The 14,732-nt window shown below is 61.9% G+C and carries 15 protein-coding genes and 2 tRNA genes (1 of these 17 running past the window's edge); 11 read left to right on the plus strand and 6 right to left on the minus strand.

Features of this window, described 5'->3' with window-relative positions:
* A protein-coding gene (locus ACFOW7_RS08405) for an oxidoreductase-like domain-containing protein (RefSeq protein WP_378163063.1) crosses the window boundary here: on the minus strand, window positions 1-106 show its 5' portion. It extends 86 nt beyond the left edge of the window; 106 of the gene's 192 nt are visible here — the first part of the coding sequence; its start codon is at window positions 104-106; the stop codon falls past the left edge of the window.
* 65 nt (window positions 107-171) lie between these two features.
* Between ACFOW7_RS08405 and dnaX the strand changes: the two genes are divergently transcribed.
* The 8 genes from dnaX (at window position 172) to ACFOW7_RS08445 (ending at window position 7,919) form a co-directional block, all read left to right on the plus strand.
* Entirely contained in the window at window positions 172-1,890 is a 1,719-nt protein-coding gene (gene dnaX / locus ACFOW7_RS08410; RefSeq protein WP_378163065.1) for a DNA polymerase III subunit gamma/tau, read from the plus strand.
* A gap of 56 nt (window positions 1,891-1,946) precedes the next feature.
* A complete protein-coding gene (locus ACFOW7_RS08415) occupies window positions 1,947-2,279 on the plus strand; it encodes a YbaB/EbfC family nucleoid-associated protein (RefSeq protein WP_378163067.1) in 333 nt (110 codons plus the stop codon).
* Window positions 2,280-2,445: 166 nt separating this feature from the next.
* Complete coding sequence (gene recR, locus ACFOW7_RS08420) at window positions 2,446-3,042, plus strand: recombination mediator RecR (RefSeq protein ID WP_378163068.1); 597 nt, start codon at window positions 2,446-2,448, stop codon at window positions 3,040-3,042.
* 278 nt (window positions 3,043-3,320) lie between these two features.
* Window positions 3,321-4,022 (plus strand): septum site-determining protein MinC, encoded by a 702-nt coding sequence (gene minC / locus ACFOW7_RS08425; protein ID WP_378163069.1) that lies wholly within the window; start codon window positions 3,321-3,323, stop codon window positions 4,020-4,022.
* Between the two features lie 62 nt (window positions 4,023-4,084).
* Window positions 4,085-4,894 (plus strand): septum site-determining protein MinD, encoded by an 810-nt coding sequence (gene minD / locus ACFOW7_RS08430; protein WP_378163070.1) that lies wholly within the window; start codon window positions 4,085-4,087, stop codon window positions 4,892-4,894.
* A 1-nt stretch (window position 4,895) separates the two neighbouring features.
* Window positions 4,896-5,156, plus strand: coding sequence for a cell division topological specificity factor MinE (gene minE / locus ACFOW7_RS08435; protein WP_378163071.1), 261 nt, complete (start codon window positions 4,896-4,898; stop codon window positions 5,154-5,156).
* A gap of 54 nt (window positions 5,157-5,210) precedes the next feature.
* Entirely contained in the window at window positions 5,211-6,941 is a 1,731-nt protein-coding gene (locus tag ACFOW7_RS08440; RefSeq protein ID WP_378163072.1) for a hypothetical protein, read from the plus strand.
* 162 nt (window positions 6,942-7,103) lie between these two features.
* Entirely contained in the window at window positions 7,104-7,919 is an 816-nt protein-coding gene (locus ACFOW7_RS08445) for a basic amino acid ABC transporter substrate-binding protein (RefSeq protein ID WP_378163074.1), read from the plus strand.
* A 59-nt stretch (window positions 7,920-7,978) separates the two neighbouring features.
* Here ACFOW7_RS08445 and ACFOW7_RS08450 read toward each other — a convergent pair whose 3' ends face one another.
* The 5 genes from ACFOW7_RS08450 to ACFOW7_RS08470 all read right to left on the minus strand — a co-directional run bounded on the left by ACFOW7_RS08450 (window position 7,979) and on the right by ACFOW7_RS08470 (window position 13,579).
* Window positions 7,979-9,199 carry a hypothetical protein gene (locus ACFOW7_RS08450; RefSeq protein ID WP_378163076.1) on the minus strand — a complete coding sequence of 407 codons (1,221 nt, stop codon included), beginning with the start codon at window positions 9,197-9,199 and terminating at the stop codon, window positions 7,979-7,981.
* Window positions 9,200-9,456: 257 nt separating this feature from the next.
* Window positions 9,457-10,521, minus strand: coding sequence for an ABC transporter substrate-binding protein (locus ACFOW7_RS08455; protein ID WP_378163078.1), 1,065 nt, complete (start codon window positions 10,519-10,521; stop codon window positions 9,457-9,459).
* Window positions 10,522-10,893: 372 nt separating this feature from the next.
* Window positions 10,894-11,163 carry a DUF4936 family protein gene (locus ACFOW7_RS08460; protein WP_378163080.1) on the minus strand — a complete coding sequence of 90 codons (270 nt, stop codon included), beginning with the start codon at window positions 11,161-11,163 and terminating at the stop codon, window positions 10,894-10,896.
* Window positions 11,156-12,178 (minus strand): CAF17-like 4Fe-4S cluster assembly/insertion protein YgfZ, encoded by a 1,023-nt coding sequence (ygfZ, locus tag ACFOW7_RS08465; protein WP_378163082.1) that lies wholly within the window; start codon window positions 12,176-12,178, stop codon window positions 11,156-11,158. Before ygfZ ends, ACFOW7_RS08460 begins: the two co-directional genes overlap by 8 nt.
* A gap of 159 nt (window positions 12,179-12,337) precedes the next feature.
* A complete protein-coding gene (locus ACFOW7_RS08470) occupies window positions 12,338-13,579 on the minus strand; it encodes an AsmA-like C-terminal region-containing protein (RefSeq protein ID WP_378163084.1) in 1,242 nt (413 codons plus the stop codon).
* Between the two features lie 81 nt (window positions 13,580-13,660).
* Here ACFOW7_RS08470 and ACFOW7_RS08475 point away from each other — a divergent pair.
* The 3 genes from ACFOW7_RS08475 (at window position 13,661) to ACFOW7_RS08485 (ending at window position 14,710) form a co-directional block, all read left to right on the plus strand.
* A tRNA-Asn gene (locus tag ACFOW7_RS08475) sits at window positions 13,661-13,736 on the plus strand.
* 59 nt (window positions 13,737-13,795) lie between these two features.
* Window positions 13,796-13,871, plus strand: a tRNA-Asn gene (locus ACFOW7_RS08480).
* A 209-nt stretch (window positions 13,872-14,080) separates the two neighbouring features.
* Window positions 14,081-14,710, plus strand: coding sequence for a hypothetical protein (locus tag ACFOW7_RS08485; protein WP_378163086.1), 630 nt, complete (start codon window positions 14,081-14,083; stop codon window positions 14,708-14,710).
* The last annotated feature ends 22 nt before the right edge of the window (window positions 14,711-14,732 follow it).

The raw sequence follows: 14,732 nt of genomic DNA on the forward strand, positions 1-14,732 counted from the left end.
CGTTATAGAGGTCGAAGACACAGGGATCGCAGCCGCTGTCGCAGCACTCCTGCGGCTCGGGACAGCGTGGCGGTTGGGGTGGGGAATCGAGTTCGGAGTCATACATCGAAGAAAGTCCTTCCGTGTCGGCGCTGCCATAAGGGTGGCGGCGGCTTCTGTTAGAATCGCGGGATGGCCTATCAAGTTCTCGCCCGCAAGTGGCGTCCAAAGTCTTTCGCGACGTTGGTTGGCCAGGAGCACGTGGTCAAAGCGCTGACCAATGCCCTGGAAAACCAGCGACTGCACCATGCCTATCTTCTCACCGGCACGCGCGGCGTGGGCAAGACCACGATTGCGCGGCTGCTGGCCAAGTCGCTCAATTGCGAAACAGGCGTTACTGCCCGCCCCTGCGGCGAATGTGCTGCCTGTCGCCAGATCGATGGCGGTCGCTTCGTCGATCTGCTGGAAATCGACGCCGCATCCAATACCGGCATCGACAATATCCGCGAAGTGCTCGATAACGCGCAATACGCGCCGACCCAGGGCCGCTTCAAGGTCTATATCATCGACGAAGTCCATATGCTGTCGAAGAGTGCCTTCAACGCCATGTTGAAGACGCTTGAAGAGCCGCCCGGTCACGTCAAATTCATTCTTGCCACCACCGACCCGCAGAAGGTGCCCGTCACCATCCTGTCGCGCTGTCTTCAGTTCGCGCTGCGCCAGATGCTGCCGCAGCAGGTCTGTGAGCATCTACAGCGGGTACTCGAAGCCGAATCGATTCCCTACGAAGCTGCCGCCCTGCCGCTATTAGGCCACGCCGCCTCAGGCAGTATGCGCGATGCGCTATCGCTGCTCGATCAGGCCATCGCCTATGGCAACGGTCAGGTCGAGGAAGCCGGTGTGCGTGCCATGCTGGGCGCGGTGGATCAGTCCTATCTGTTCGAATTGCTGCAAAGGCTGGCCGAGCGCGATGGCAGCGGCCTGATCGCCGTGGCCGAGCAACTGGCCAGCCGCGGCGTCGGTGCTGACGCCGCGCTCCATGAATTGGCAGCGCTGCTGCATCGGATTGCGCTGCGCCAGACCGTCCCGGCGAGCCTGGCGCCCGAGCATCCGCACTACGCAGCCCTGGTGGCACTGGCCGAGAACTTCACCGCCGAAGATATCCAGCTCTACTACCAGATCGCCCTGCATGGCCGGCGTGATCTGGCGCTGGCGCCCGATGAATTTGCCGGCCTCAGCATGACGCTGCTGCGCATGCTGGCGTTTGCGCCGGCCGGGACGACCATTGCCATGCCAGCAGCGGCAGCGTCTCCGGCACCGCGCCCCACTCCTTCGCCCGCCCCGGCCGAATCACCCGCCTCTCCGGCTACGGCTCCCTGGGAAAATCCGACGCCCGTACCGGCCGCGCCGGTATCCCCCGTCCCGGCACCCAGCAGCGAGCCACTGAACGACCCAGCCAGCGAAGCCCTGTCCGGCAGCGATCTGCCGCCATGGGAAGCACCTCATCCGGTCGAAGCGCCGGCTCCGACGCCGTTCGTCTATGACGGCGACTGGCCGGCGCTGACGTCCCGACTCGGCGGCGTGGCCCGGATGCTGGCCGAGCAGGCGGCTTGCGAAGCCTATGCGGACGGTCATTTCCAGCTTGCCCTGCCGATCGAGCAGAAAGCCGTGGCCGGTCCCCATTACCGGGCCAAGCTCGAAGAAGAACTATCACGCCAGCTCGACCTCAATGTCCGAGTCGAAATCAAGTTGGTAGAGAATGCCGACGCCACGCCAGTGCTGATCGCCCAGCGTGAGCGCCAGGTGCGCCAGGCTGCCGCCGAGGCAGCCATCAATGCAGACCCGTTTGTCCAGACGCTGATTACCGAATTCGGCGCCACCATCGTTCCGGCCTCGATCAAACCGATCTGATCGCGGCCGACCATTTCAACAACCTTCGCGCCGGCGACGGCGGATTAGGAGTCTCCATGTTCAATAACAAAGGCGGTCTGGGCCAGTTGATGAAGCAGGCCCAGCAGATGCAGGAAAATATGCGCAAGGCCCAGGAAGAGCTGGGCAATATCGAAGTTGACGGTCAGGCCGGCGCCGGCATGGTCAAGATCACCATGACCTGCCACCACGTGGTCAAGCGCGTCACCATCGACGACAGCGTGCTGTCGGACGACAAGGAAATGCTCGAAGACCTGATCGCCGCCGCCTTCAACGATGCGCTGCGCAAGGCCGAGCAGACCAGTCAGGACAAGATGGCCGGCTTCAGTGCCGGTCTTAATCTGCCGCCGGGCTTTAAGCTGCCGTTCTGATCCTCTAGCCGCTGCGGCCGTCACCCGACGGCCGCAAATGCTTTATGGAAAATTTCCTGCAAATCTTTTGCCAGACTCAGAAATATACAACTAGCTTTAATAAAAATTTCTGCATAGATTAGCTTTAGCCATCCTCTCTCCTCTTCCACCCACGGCAGGATTTGCGATGAAGACCCCCTCGACGCTGGAACAACTGATCCAGGCGCTGCGCGTGCTGCCCGGCGTCGGGCCGAAATCGGCGCAGCGCATGGCCTACCATCTGTTGCAACACGAGCAAGCCGGCGCCGCCCGCCTGGCTCGTGCCCTGGCTGACGCCTTGCAGAAGCTGCATCACTGCGCCCGCTGCAACACTTTTACCGAACAGGAAGTGTGTGAGCTGTGCAATGACCCGTATCGCGACGACAGCCAGCTCTGTGTCGTCGAGATGCCGGCCGATCTGTTGCGAATGGAGCAGACTCTGGTCTTCAAAGGGCGCTATTTCGTGCTGATGGGTCGTCTGTCACCGCTCGATGGCATCGGCCCGCGCGATATCCATTTCGACCGGTTGCTGGCGCGCGCCAGCGACGGCAAGGTCCGTGAAGTGATTCTATCGACCAATTTCACTGTCGAGGGCGAAGCGACAGCCCACTATCTGGCCGAATCTTTGCGGGCCCGCGGACTTCAGGTCAGCCGAATCGCCCGGGGTCTGCCAGTCGGTGGCGAGCTGGAGCATATCGACAGTGGCACATTGGCCCAGGCCTTGATCGAGCGGCGCGCTTTATAGGATCAGGGTTTTATCCACTAGCGGCGCTGTCGATTTTGTCAAGACTTGACAGCTAATTTCCCACTAAAAACTGGTCCGGACCACTGCTAAGTCATTGATTGGATTCACCCAAAAGATCACACCGCAGCGAGGGCATGCTAAGCGGGGAAGCGCCATGGTGGCCGCTTCGGCCGCTTTTCCACAAAGTTATCCACAGGGGGTTTCTTGTATCCGCCGGGGCGATGCAAGTAAACTCCCGGCAGACCATTTCGCCCTAATAACCGAGTCGCCCGCCGACGATGATCGCTCCCGTTCCTGTAGTCGATCCTTTTGAAATCAAGAGCGCGGCCACCAACCTGATCGCCTTTGTGCCACGGATCGCCGATCTGGGGCAGCTCGATGCTGCGCTATCCCATAAACTTGGCGGTCGGCGCGATTTCTTCGGCGACGACGCCGCAGTGATCGATCTGAGCGAGTGGCCTGAAACGGCCAGCGGGCAGGTGGCGGAACTGATCCAATTGTTGCGCAGCTATGGACTACAGGCCGTGGCTGCCCGCCATGGCGGCAAACAGGTCAGGGAGGCGGCGCGTGCCGCCGGACTGGTCGGCCTGCCCGAAGCGCGCGAACGGGCCGAATCCAAACCCCCCGAGCCAGTGCCCGAACCGCCCAGCGGTGCCCTGATCATCGATCGACCGGTGCGTGGTGGCCAGCAGGTCTATGCCCGGGGCAACGATCTGGTGGTCCTGGCCATGGTCAGCGCCGGGGCCGAGGTGATCGCCGACGGTCATATCCATGTCTACGCCCCACTGCGCGGCCGCGCGCTGGCCGGTGCACGCGGCAATGCCTCGGCGCGCATTTTCACCCATTACATGGCAGCGGAGCTGGTTTCGATCGCCGGTGTCTACCGCACCATCGATGAAGCCCTGCCGGACAATATCGCCAATCGGCCGGCCCAGGTGCGGCTCGATGGCAGCAAACTGGTCATCGAGACGCTGGGCTGACGGTCGCGCCGGCATAGCGCCCGGCCGACTCACGGATTTCCCAATATTCAGGAAGGACCAACGTGGCAAAAATCATCGTCGTCACCTCCGGCAAAGGAGGCGTAGGCAAAACCACCACCAGCGCGAGTTTCGCCTCGGGTCTGGCGTTACGCGGCCACAAGGTGGCCGTGATCGACTTCGACGTGGGCCTGCGCAATCTCGACCTCATCATGGGGTGCGAGCGCCGGGTGGTCTATGACTTTATCAATGTCATCCAAGGCGAAGCCACGTTGAAGCAGGCACTGATCAAGGACAAGCACTGCGACAAGCTGTATATCCTGCCGGCCTCGCAGACGCGCGATAAGGATGCGCTGACCCGTGAAGGCGTGTCGCGGGTGCTCAAGGAGCTGAGCGAAGATGGTTTTGACTACATCATCTGCGACTCGCCGGCCGGTATCGAGACCGGCGCCCTGCTGGCGCTGTATTTTGCCGACGAAGCGATTGTCGTCACCAATCCCGAAGTCTCTTCGGTACGCGATTCCGACCGGATTCTCGGCATCCTCGATGCCAAGTCGGAAAAAGCCGAACGCGGCGAATCGATCAAGCCGCATCTATTGATTACCCGTTATGCCCCCAAGCGCGTCGACGCCGGCGAGATGCTGTCGCTCGACGATGTCAAAGGACTGCTGCGTATTCCGCTGATCGGCGTGGTGCCCGAATCGGAAGTCGTGCTGCAAGCCTCCAATAGCGGCACCCCGGCGATCCATATCGACGGCACTGACGCCGCCGAAGCGTACAAGGATGTGGTGGCACGCTTCCTGGGCGAGGACAAGCCGCTGCGCTTTATCGAAGTACCCAAACAAGGCTGGCTCAAACGGCTGTTCGGAGGATGAGATGTCCTTTCTCGACTATTTGCTCGGCAACAAGAAAAAATCAGCCGTCGTAGCGCGCGAACGATTGCAGATCATCCTGGCCCACGAACGGGCTGGTCGCAGCGGGCCGGACTATCTGCCGGCCTTGCAGCAGGAACTGATGAATGTCATCGCCAAATATGTCGCGATCGCCCAGGACGATATCAAGGTCTCGCTCGAACGCCAGGACAACTTCGACGTGCTTGAAGTCAATATCGTGCTGCCGGAACGTACGCCACGCTGACCCAGCGCCGGGCCCTCGGCCCGGCCCCACGCCGACCCGCCCTGTGACGCCACCATGACCGTACAAAGCGAACCGATCGGCACGGTCGAACGCTCGATCCAGCTCGAAAAGCATCTCAGCCCGCGCGGCAGCGAGCGTTGGGTCAAGCAGCTATCGCCGCTCTATCCTGCTGCCGACTATTGGCTGTGCCATGAGGCGCGGCTATTTCAGGCTTTTCAGCGCGACCCGCGCTGCGCCGCCCGTTTTATCGCGGTCGATCTCGACCGCCGTACCCTGACGCTCGAAGCCGACGGTCATCCGCTGACTCACTGGCTGGCCACCGGCGTCGGCGAACTGGAGCATCCGTTCCAGCGCTCATCGGAACTGGTGCGACTGATCCTGGCCTGTCTGCGCGCCGTGGCCCAGCTGGCCGAGGCCGGGGTGGTCCATGGTGGTCTGCGGCCCGATGTGCTGATCCTGCGCCAGAACGAGCGCGGAGAAATCGACTACGGCAGCCTGCGGCTGATCGATTTTTCGGTGGCGCACTCGGCGTTGTACCGGATCGAGAAACCGCTGTTCGTCGATCTGGCCAGCCCCGACGCCGCCTATATCTCGCCGGCCATGCGCGAAGCGGTGACCCGTGATTGGCGCGCCTACGCCAAGCTGATCGGCGAGAAGGGCAAATCGGGCTGGTATGAACTCAGCGACCTGGGCAAGCGTCAGTACGACACCCTCTCGATGCCCGATCTGGCGGTCAATCTGCTCGACTGGCGCAGCGATCTGTTCAGCCTTGGCCACTGGTTCCGCCAGATTTCCCTTCATCGGATCGACTACTACAAAGACAGCCATCAGGAAGCGCTGCCAAGCCTGATCAAACGGATGCAAAAGCCGCTGCTGCAAGGCGGCTTTACCAGCCTCGAAGCCTGTATCCGGGCCTTTGAGGCGCTCGAAGTCGACCCACGGCCGATGATCGTCGCCGCTCCGCCGCACACGGCCGGCGTGATGACCATGCATCCGCTGCCGGTGCTCCATCCCATCACCAGCGCCCAGATCGTCACGCCGGCGGTCCGCCGCAGCGACGACACGCCGCCCGCCCCGCCGCGGCGGCGCCAGCGCGCAGAAGCCGACGAAGCCCAGCGGCAAGGCCGGCTGGTCGGTATCGGTATCGGTCTGATGGCGGTGGCTGCAGTGGGTGCGGTATGGCTCAGCCTGCGCGCCGACCGGCCGACGACCTCGGCCGTGCCGACGGCCGAGGCACCGGCAACGACCAGTGTGGGCAGCGAACAGCGGGCTTCCCTTACCCCGACCCCGATTGTCGAAGCCCAGGCACCTGCCACGGTGGCCTTTGAGGGCCTGAGTCTGGAAGACCTGAGCAAGGCGGCCGAAGCGGGCAATCCGGCAGCCCAGACCCAGCTTGGCCTGCGCTATCGCAAGGGCCAGGGCGTACCGGCCGATCATGCCCGCGCCGTTGCCTGGTATCGGCGCGCCGCCGATCAGGGCCATGCCGATGCCCAGGCCTATCTCGGCTTTATGTATATGACCGGCAAGGGTATCCGCCGCGATGACCGGGAAGCGGTGCGCTGGTCGCGGCTGGCGGCCGAGCAGGGCAATGGGATCGGCCAGTTCAATCTGGGGCTGCTCTATCTGGCCGGGCGCGGCGTGGCACAGGATCGGATCGAAGCCCATCGCTGGCTGAGCCGCGCCGCCGAGCACGAACCGACCGCCCGAGCCAAGCTCGTCGAGTTGCAAGCCCGCCTGACCCCGACCGAACGCGCCCGGCTCGAAGCCCCGCCGACCACGCCTTAGGCAGGCGGCAAGCCGGGCCGGCAACTTGGCTAGACATGGTCGCAACACTGCCGCAGCGCCGCTTTGAGCCGTTCAGGCCGTGTTGCTATAGTGTGGCGCTTCGGCCGCTGGCGCGCCTGGCGCCGCTGCCGGATCCCATTCGAACACGGAGGCATGACACAGATGAATTCGACCCGCCGCACACTGATGAGTGTTTTCGCCGCCAGCCTGTTGTTGGCCGCCTGTGGCAAGAAGGATGAGGCGGCCCAGTCGCCGTCGTCCCCGACGCCCAGCCCGACGCCCGCTGCCTCGGCCGCCAAGACCTATAAGGTCGCCACCGACGCCGCCTACGCGCCGTTCGAATCGCTCAGCGAAGACAAGAAGGTGGTCGGTTTCACCGTCGATGTGCTGACTGCCATCAGCGAGAAAGCCAACTTCAAGCTCGAATTCATCAACACGCCGTGGGAAGGCATCTTTGCCACGCTCGACACGGGCGACCGCGATATCGTGGCTTCGTCGGTGACGATCACCGACGCCCGCAAGGCCACGATGGACTTCTCCGAGCCCTACTTCGAGGCCAAGCAGCTGATCGCTGTGCCGGAAGCCAGCAAAGTGGCCAAGGCAGACGATCTGAAGGACAAGAAGGTCGGTGTGCAGACCGGCACGACCGGTGACGAAGTGGTGCAGAAACTGCTCGGCAAGACCAGCCAGGCAATCAAGCGCTTCGAAAGCACCCCGCTCGCGCTCAAGGAACTGCAAAACGGCGGTATCGATGCGGTGGTGGCCGATAACGGTGTAGTGATCCACTTTGTCGCCAACAACCCCGATGCCAAGCTCAAAACCGTCGAAGACGCCGGTTTCGCCCCCGAGTACTACGGCTTTGCCGTCAAGAAAGGCAATCTGGAAGTGGTGGCCAAGATCAACGAAGGTCTGAAGAAGATCAAGGAAGACGGCAGCTACGACAAGATCTACGCCAAGTACTTCGGCGCCAAGAAGTAAGCCGCACCGGCTTCTCACCAACACCCCGCAGAGTAGTCAGCCCTGCGGGGTGTTGTCCTTTATGCGCCGGGCCGTTGATAGGTCAGCACGGCCGTACGCTTGTTGGTGTCGTAGACCCAGATGCGCTCGACGAACGGGCCTTTTATATAAAGCAGGGCGATATGGTTGCCCTGCGGGAAGATCCGCAGTTCGGGCGCCTGGCTATTGCCGCGCTCGAACAGTCGCTCAAAGCCCGCCAGCTTGCCCTTGAGTGCGTGGGTATCGAGCAGTTGGCCCTTGGGCGTCAGAAACACCAGCTGTTCCTGGTAGCGCTCCCAGGCGAGATAGCGGTCGTTCTTGGCGTCGTAGCTCAGGCCATGCAAATCGAGGTTATTGAGCGACTGAACGCCCAGCCAGCGCTTCCCGGCCGCATCAAAGCGGTAGAGGAAACCTTCGCCGCCCAGGGTGGCAATCGCGACGGTCTGCCGGCGACTGTCGTAGGCCAGCCCCGTGACCCAGGAGAAATCGGGATAGTTGCCCGGCACCTCGATCACGGTCTTGGCCTGGGTGGCGGGCGACTGCAACACCAACTGCTCGTTGATTACCTGATAGACCGTGGCGCCATCGGGTGACAGCACGATCCTGCCATCGAGCACTGCATGGGCCGTGTTCTGTCCAGCCGGCCCCGAGGGGGTCCATTTGACCCGAGAATAGTCCTGCCCGACCAGGTCGAAGCTAAAGTTCACCGGCGACGGCTGCGAAGCCGGACCATCGAGCGCCAGGGCTTCATTCGATTTGACCGTTTGCCGGATCTGCACCTGTGCAGGCAGGCTGTAGGCGCCATAGAAGGCATCGACCTTGCGCACGCCGAACCATTGATTGAGCTGCCCCAGCAATTCGACGAATTTCTGATTGCCGGCCTCATAGGCATAGGGCAAGGCGACCCGGTAGAGCTTCGTCTGACCGCCCAGCGTCACCTGCGATTTCTTGTAGCTGCCAAACAGCACCGCTTGCAGCTTGGTATTGGGCGTGACAGTGACATGCCACATGATCTTTTCGTAGCTGGTCAGCACCAGCACCACCGACTTGCCCGGACGATCCACCAGCACCTGCACCCGGTTATCGGACGACTTGGGCTCGTAGCCGCTGACCAGAGCAATCTCGGCATCTTGGGCAAGTGTCGCGGGCGGCGTAGCCGGCACAGCAGAATTGGGCGTTTCGACCACCACAGGTGTCTCCGCAGCCTGGACCGCTGACAGCCCGCACATCCCCAGCAACATCAACAGCAGTTTGAATTGCATAGCTTCCTTGATCACACCAGCGAGCAGGTAGTCGCCACTGACTGGCGAAAAATCTATAAGAGGGAAATAAAAACGCTGACTACACGGCCGGCAAGCGTAGGCAAGATCAGCAGTGGCAACAAGGGCAATTGGTCATCTTAAAGAGGTCATGCATAAAAATTTATTAACTTGATATACCTAGCATTAGAAATTGCAGATATTTTGCAGATTAATTTCTATATCGATATATCAGCAAAAGCCGCGCTCGCCTCTCAACCTTAATTGAGTAGCTGTCCGCCTTTGGACACCACCGCCACATCGACAAACGCACTACCGGGCTTGCCGCGTCCGATATCGACCTGGTAGCCGCCGACATCGACTGCACCGAGCCCGGCCAGCACCCGCACCATACTGTCAGGCCGCCGGCCACCACGGCGGATCGCCTCGACGGCCAGTCGGGCTGCCACATAACCTTCCAGCGTGGCATGAGAAGGCGGCTCGTCGCGAAATTGGCGCATCTGGCGGATATGCTCGCGGGCAATCGGCGTAACGGCGAAATAGGGAGAAGGCATCAAGGTGGCAATCACCACGCCCTGAGCAGCTTCGCGCGAACCCAGATAGTCGGCCAGGGTGGCGTGGTTGATGCCCGAGGTGGCAAAGATCATCACGCCCGGCAACACCCGACGCAACTCGGCCACCATCGCAGCGCTAGCCAGCGTCGAGGCAGTCAGCATCACGGCCTGGACCGCCTGGCCACCGATCCGCTGTGCCAGCGCGGCGGCGTCGCTGCCGTCTCCGGCCAGCGCCACGCTCAACAGCGGCTGTACGCCACGCAGCGACAGCGCACGCTCGAAGGCCATTTTGCCTGCCCTGCCCGGTTCGTCGGCCCCATAGATCAGCGCCACCCGGCGCAGGCCAAAGCCGAGCAGCGTAGTGGCCAGTTTGTCGGCCTCGTCGGCGTCACTGGCGCGGATATGGTAGACCTCCCCGGCTTGTGCACCACGTAAAGCCAAGGCCCCCGATTGCGGCGCCAGCATCGCCACGCCAGCGCTGCGAAACCACGGACTCGCCGCCACATCACGCGCTGCCATCCCGCCACAGAGGCCAAACAGCGCCACGGCACGCTGCTGTTCCACCAAGGTACGGGCGATCTGCACCGTATCGCTTGCCGAAGCACCTTCTTCCCGTTCTGCCAGCACCACTCGCTCTCCATTGATGCCGCCCCGGGCATTGAGACCATCGAGGTAGACCCGCGCACCTGCGCTGAAATCGCGGCAGTTGTCGGACCAGTCGCCCCGACTGTTGACGATCTGGCCCAGCACGATATCAGCAGCAGCAGGCAAACAAAGACCCAGACTGACCAGACTGGCTAGCGATAAACGGAGCAAGGATTTCAAGGCGTACCCCACAAGGCAAAAGGGCCGCCATTGTGGCTGGCGAATATTACTGAAAATCGATGGAGTGTTTGGACAACCCACCTATTAGTCAGAAGAGGCCGGTGGTGTGGTGGAGCTAAGGGGAAAGACGACGGCGCAGTGAGTTGGAGAGGTGGAGGTGGAGGTGGAGGTGGAGGTGGAGGTGGAGGTGGAGGTGGAGGTGGAGGTGGAGGTGGAGGTGGAGGTGGAAATTATAGGAAAATACCTTGCAAGACCAGAAGACGTATCTAATAAAAAATGCAATATATATGCCTCAATATTTTTCTCCGCCTCCCCTCCTCACATCTCCACGAACCACTCCGTCTGTCGTGGCTGCGGCAGCCCGGCACTGAGCCGGGCCAGCAGGGCTTCGAAGGCTGGGCGGTCAGACACGCCCGGGTAGACCTCCATCCAGGTCGGTGCGCCATCGAGCCGCCTATGCAGACTGCCCTGCACTGCGCTTAGCCGGGCAATCTCGACCTGGAAGCTGCGTACTTGTTCCTCCAGCGCCGCCGTATCGCAGCCGGTGGGCAGTTTGTAGTAGATGAAGCAGTTGGCTGCCTCAGTCATTGGGACCGCGTACCGGATAGGGCAGATCGAGCAATTCGAGCGGCATCCCGTCGAGGCTGCCCAGATGGAGCGGGTGTTGGGTGCTGCTGATCTGCACCACGACCAGTGCTTCCCAGTGGCCATCATCAGCGGGAGCAGCAAGGGCAATCCGACCCGAAGGCTGGCCCTGCATTTCCGTGCTGAACACTTCCTGGCCGGGCTCGATGGGACCGTTGGCGCGAACACGGAAGGCGCGGCGCTTGAGTTTGCCCAGATAGTGGGTGCGGGCCACGATTTCCTGACCGGGATAGCAGCCCTTGTTGAAGCTGATGGCGCCCAGCAGGTCCATATTGGCCATCTGCGGCACGAATTCTTCCTGATTGCCCGGCACCACCCAGACGATGCCGGTCCGGATATCGGACAGGTTCCAGACCGCCGTGCCGGCTGGCGTGGCGCCCGCTTCGGTCAGGCGCTGCCAGATGGTGGGGGCCAGCTCGGGCGTGAGCACCAGTTCAATCCGGTCACCGCCAAGGCGCCACAGCATTCCGGCGTCGATCGGCTTACCGCGCATCGGCTCGGCCGGCAGCTCGCCAAACACTGACTCGGCCAGCGTCAAGGCCCGGGTGCCGGCGAGGCCAAGCAGCACCCGTTCCTCGCTGGCGTCGCTGGCACGGGTCTTGGCCCGCAGCACGAACATCGACAGCCGTTTTTGCAGGGCCGGCAGCAGGGGACGCGGCGTTTCCAGCAGCAGGTCCACCCCGTCGCGCAGCACCAGGAAGCTCGCCAGCATTCGGCCCTTGGGGGTGGAGTAGCTGCTGTATTGGATGGTGTTCTGCGGCAGCTTCTTGAGATCGCTCGACAACTGGCCGTGCAGGAAGGCCACCGTTTCCTCGCCGCTGAAACGGATCAGCCCGTGATGGGTAAGTGGCACCAGGGCCACGCCGTCGAGGGCGGCAGCGCCGGTGTCGGCAAAGGCGATCTCGCCTGATTCCTCGATACGTCCGCCTTGGGTACGCAAAAATTCTTGCCAGGACATCGCTGTGGGTCCGTCTGTGGGAAATAAGGAAATCGGCCAACCGGACGGCAGCCGCGAGCGCCGATGATAGCCGAGCCGTTCCGATAAAAAAACAGCCCGCACCAGGGTGGTGCGGGCTGCGGGGCGATCAGGTCGAGCAGACGACTGCAAGTGATCGGATCAGAAGATCTGCGTCGTGCCGCCGCCCGGCTTGTAGGTGCCGCCGCTGTGCAGTTCGGGAGCATTGAGCTTGCCCGCCACCGTCATGGTGTTCTGCACCACCAGTGAACCGCTCTTGAGCTGAGCGGAGATACGGCCGGAAATATCCTGCTCGCCGGCAATGGTCAGATTGCCCTGGGCCTTGAACTTGCCCGAATCGAGCTTGAGGTCTTGCAGCAGAATCTTGCCCTGGTCGTATTTGAAGACGCCGGTCAGGGTTTCGAAGGTGGTCTGACCGCCGCGGCGCTGCACCGTCGGGCCCTGGCTCTTGAGCGGACCGACCAGGTCGAGGTTATGCAGATTGCCGTTGCTGATGGCGAAATTCATGGCGATCTGCGGCTGGGTGAACAGGTTTTCGTAGCTGTCGCCGACCAGCAGGAACTGGGCCGCTGCCGCCATCCGGCCGCTGGCACGGGTGTTGTCGTTAAAGACCAGGATCAGCGGCTCGACTTGCAGGCTCTTGGTTTCCAGGGTGCCGGACAGTTGCCACTGGGTCTGCCAGTCGATCTGGGCCGTGCCGGTAAAGACCGAGCTGAACAGCTGGCCACGGATATCGTCGATCACCGCGCCATTGGCATCGGCCACGCCGCGCACGGTCAGGTGGTCAAACGGCACCGGATGCTTGCCGGGCAAGGTCCAGTTGCGGGCCTGGAAGTCGATCGAGAACTTGCCGCTCTTGGGCTTGATGGTGGCTTCGGCCACGCCCGTGCTGTCGGTCAGGGTGACTTCCTTGAAGGTACCGTCGGAGTTGAGCTGCAAGCCGCCCGACAAGGGACCGAACTGGCTCTTGGGCAATTGCAGGGTCAACCGTTCGAGCTTGACGGTGGCCAGATGGATATCGCCCTCGGCGCTGGGCTTGAGCCGGCCGGGCAGCGAACGGGCGAAGTCTTCGCGCAGCAGGGCTTCGGCAAAGACCACGCGGTGCAGCTCGGTGCGGAAGTTGAACAGATTCTTCCAGGTGATCGGCACGCGGACCTGGCCGATCTTGCCTTCGTTGTCGCGGCCGAATTCGATGTCTTCGAGGAACAGGGTCGGGACAGGCTCGTAGCCAAAGCGGATCTGGCCGATCTTGGTATCGATCCCGATGCGCGCCTTCAGGGCTTCTTCGACGCGTGTCTTGTAGTGGTCATAGGGGAACAGCAGCGGGGCAGCCGCCACGATGGCGACCACAACCGCTAGGGTGATGGCGATTTTCTTGAGCACAGCTTTCCTCGTCTAGGAAAAATTTTGAACAAAACGGTTGACACGCCGGAGTTAGCTCATTATTATGCCGGCTTCTTCGGTTCCCCGATAGCTCAGTCGGTAGAGCAACGGACTGTTAATCCGTGTGTCCCTGGTTCGAGCCCAGGTCGGGGAGCCAACCCAAATACCGAAGAGTCCGTCCTGGTGACGGGCTTGTATCAGACTGGTAATACCAGTTCCCCGATAGCTCAGTCGGTAGAGCAACGGACTGTTAATCCGTGTGTCCCTGGTTCGAGCCCAGGTCGGGGAGCCAACCCACAGTAACGAAAACCGCGCCGATCGTAAGACGGCGCGGTTTTCGTTTATTGCTCGGGCATCAGCCATTTATTCCTCCGTCAAACCAGCGTGTTTCGGGCGCTATTCTAACATCATATTGCGCGCCGCGACGTGAATCCGTCCTTTGCCCCTGGCTATCGATCTGATAAAACGGGGACAGGTCGTTATTTGCGGAGCACCGCCCTGATGAGCGACACCAAGGAAGCAAGCCCGGTCAAACTGCCGCTCGCCAAGCGCGTGCTGCTGGCGCTGCGTGGTGGCATAGGCAGTGGGATGAACGCCATGTTGAGCGTGCTGGCGGTGGTGCTGGTATTGATGATAGGCGTTGGCGGCTTTATCAGCGGGCTGGCAATCGCCACCAAGCGCAACAAGGCCGCCGAGCAGAACCTGCTGGCCCAGGTGCGCAGCGCCCGCAGCGAGAGCGACAAGCTCAGCGAGGAAAAGCAGCAACTGGAGAAGAAGCTCGACGACGCCAAGGTCCAGATCGAAGCACAGGCCACCGATATGCGGCTGTTGCGCGAAGATCAGATCCGCTTGCGGCTGGAGCGCGAGGCGCTGGAAAAGGTGCTGGCCACGATCCAGCAGAGCCTTGGCAACAGCCCCAAGGGCAAGGAGCTGGAGAAGGCACGCGGCGCCATGCTCAAGTTCTCCAACCGTGAATGCGAACTCGAAGGCGGCGCGGTACGCGACAAGAAAGACGTGGCCTGCCTGAATCTCAAGGAAGCCATCGAAGCAATGAATGCCGGCAGCAAGCCGAGTGCTTCGGACAAGCCTGCCCCCTCCCCCTCCGAACCGCCCAAGCCGGGTGGCCACTGATCTTCCATTCGAGTCATAAAAA

Origin of the sequence: Chitinimonas lacunae (genome assembly GCF_042650885.1) — a bacterium.
Lineage (GTDB): Bacteria > Pseudomonadota > Gammaproteobacteria > Burkholderiales > Chitinimonadaceae > Chitinimonas_A > Chitinimonas_A lacunae.

What these genes read in the sequence shown, in the direction of transcription:
- ACFOW7_RS08485 (WP_378163086.1), top strand. Translation starts at nt 14,081, where the DNA reads ATGAGCGACACCAAGGAAGCAAGCCCGGTCAAACTGCCGCTCGCCAAG.
- ACFOW7_RS08440 (WP_378163072.1), top strand. Translation starts at nt 5,211, where the DNA reads ATGACCGTACAAAGCGAACCGATCGGCACGGTCGAACGCTCGATCCAG.
- minC (WP_378163069.1), top strand. Translation starts at nt 3,321, where the DNA reads ATGATCGCTCCCGTTCCTGTAGTCGATCCTTTTGAAATCAAGAGCGCG.
- minE (WP_378163071.1), top strand. Translation starts at nt 4,896, where the DNA reads ATGTCCTTTCTCGACTATTTGCTCGGCAACAAGAAAAAATCAGCCGTC.
- dnaX (WP_378163065.1), top strand. Translation starts at nt 172, where the DNA reads ATGGCCTATCAAGTTCTCGCCCGCAAGTGGCGTCCAAAGTCTTTCGCG.
- ACFOW7_RS08445 (WP_378163074.1), top strand. Translation starts at nt 7,104, where the DNA reads ATGAATTCGACCCGCCGCACACTGATGAGTGTTTTCGCCGCCAGCCTG.
- ACFOW7_RS08460 (WP_378163080.1), bottom strand. Translation starts at nt 11,163, where the DNA reads ATGACTGAGGCAGCCAACTGCTTCATCTACTACAAACTGCCCACCGGC.
- ACFOW7_RS08415 (WP_378163067.1), top strand. Translation starts at nt 1,947, where the DNA reads ATGTTCAATAACAAAGGCGGTCTGGGCCAGTTGATGAAGCAGGCCCAG.
- recR (WP_378163068.1), top strand. Translation starts at nt 2,446, where the DNA reads ATGAAGACCCCCTCGACGCTGGAACAACTGATCCAGGCGCTGCGCGTG.
- ACFOW7_RS08450 (WP_378163076.1), bottom strand. Translation starts at nt 9,199, where the DNA reads ATGCAATTCAAACTGCTGTTGATGTTGCTGGGGATGTGCGGGCTGTCA.
- ygfZ (WP_378163082.1), bottom strand. Translation starts at nt 12,178, where the DNA reads ATGTCCTGGCAAGAATTTTTGCGTACCCAAGGCGGACGTATCGAGGAA.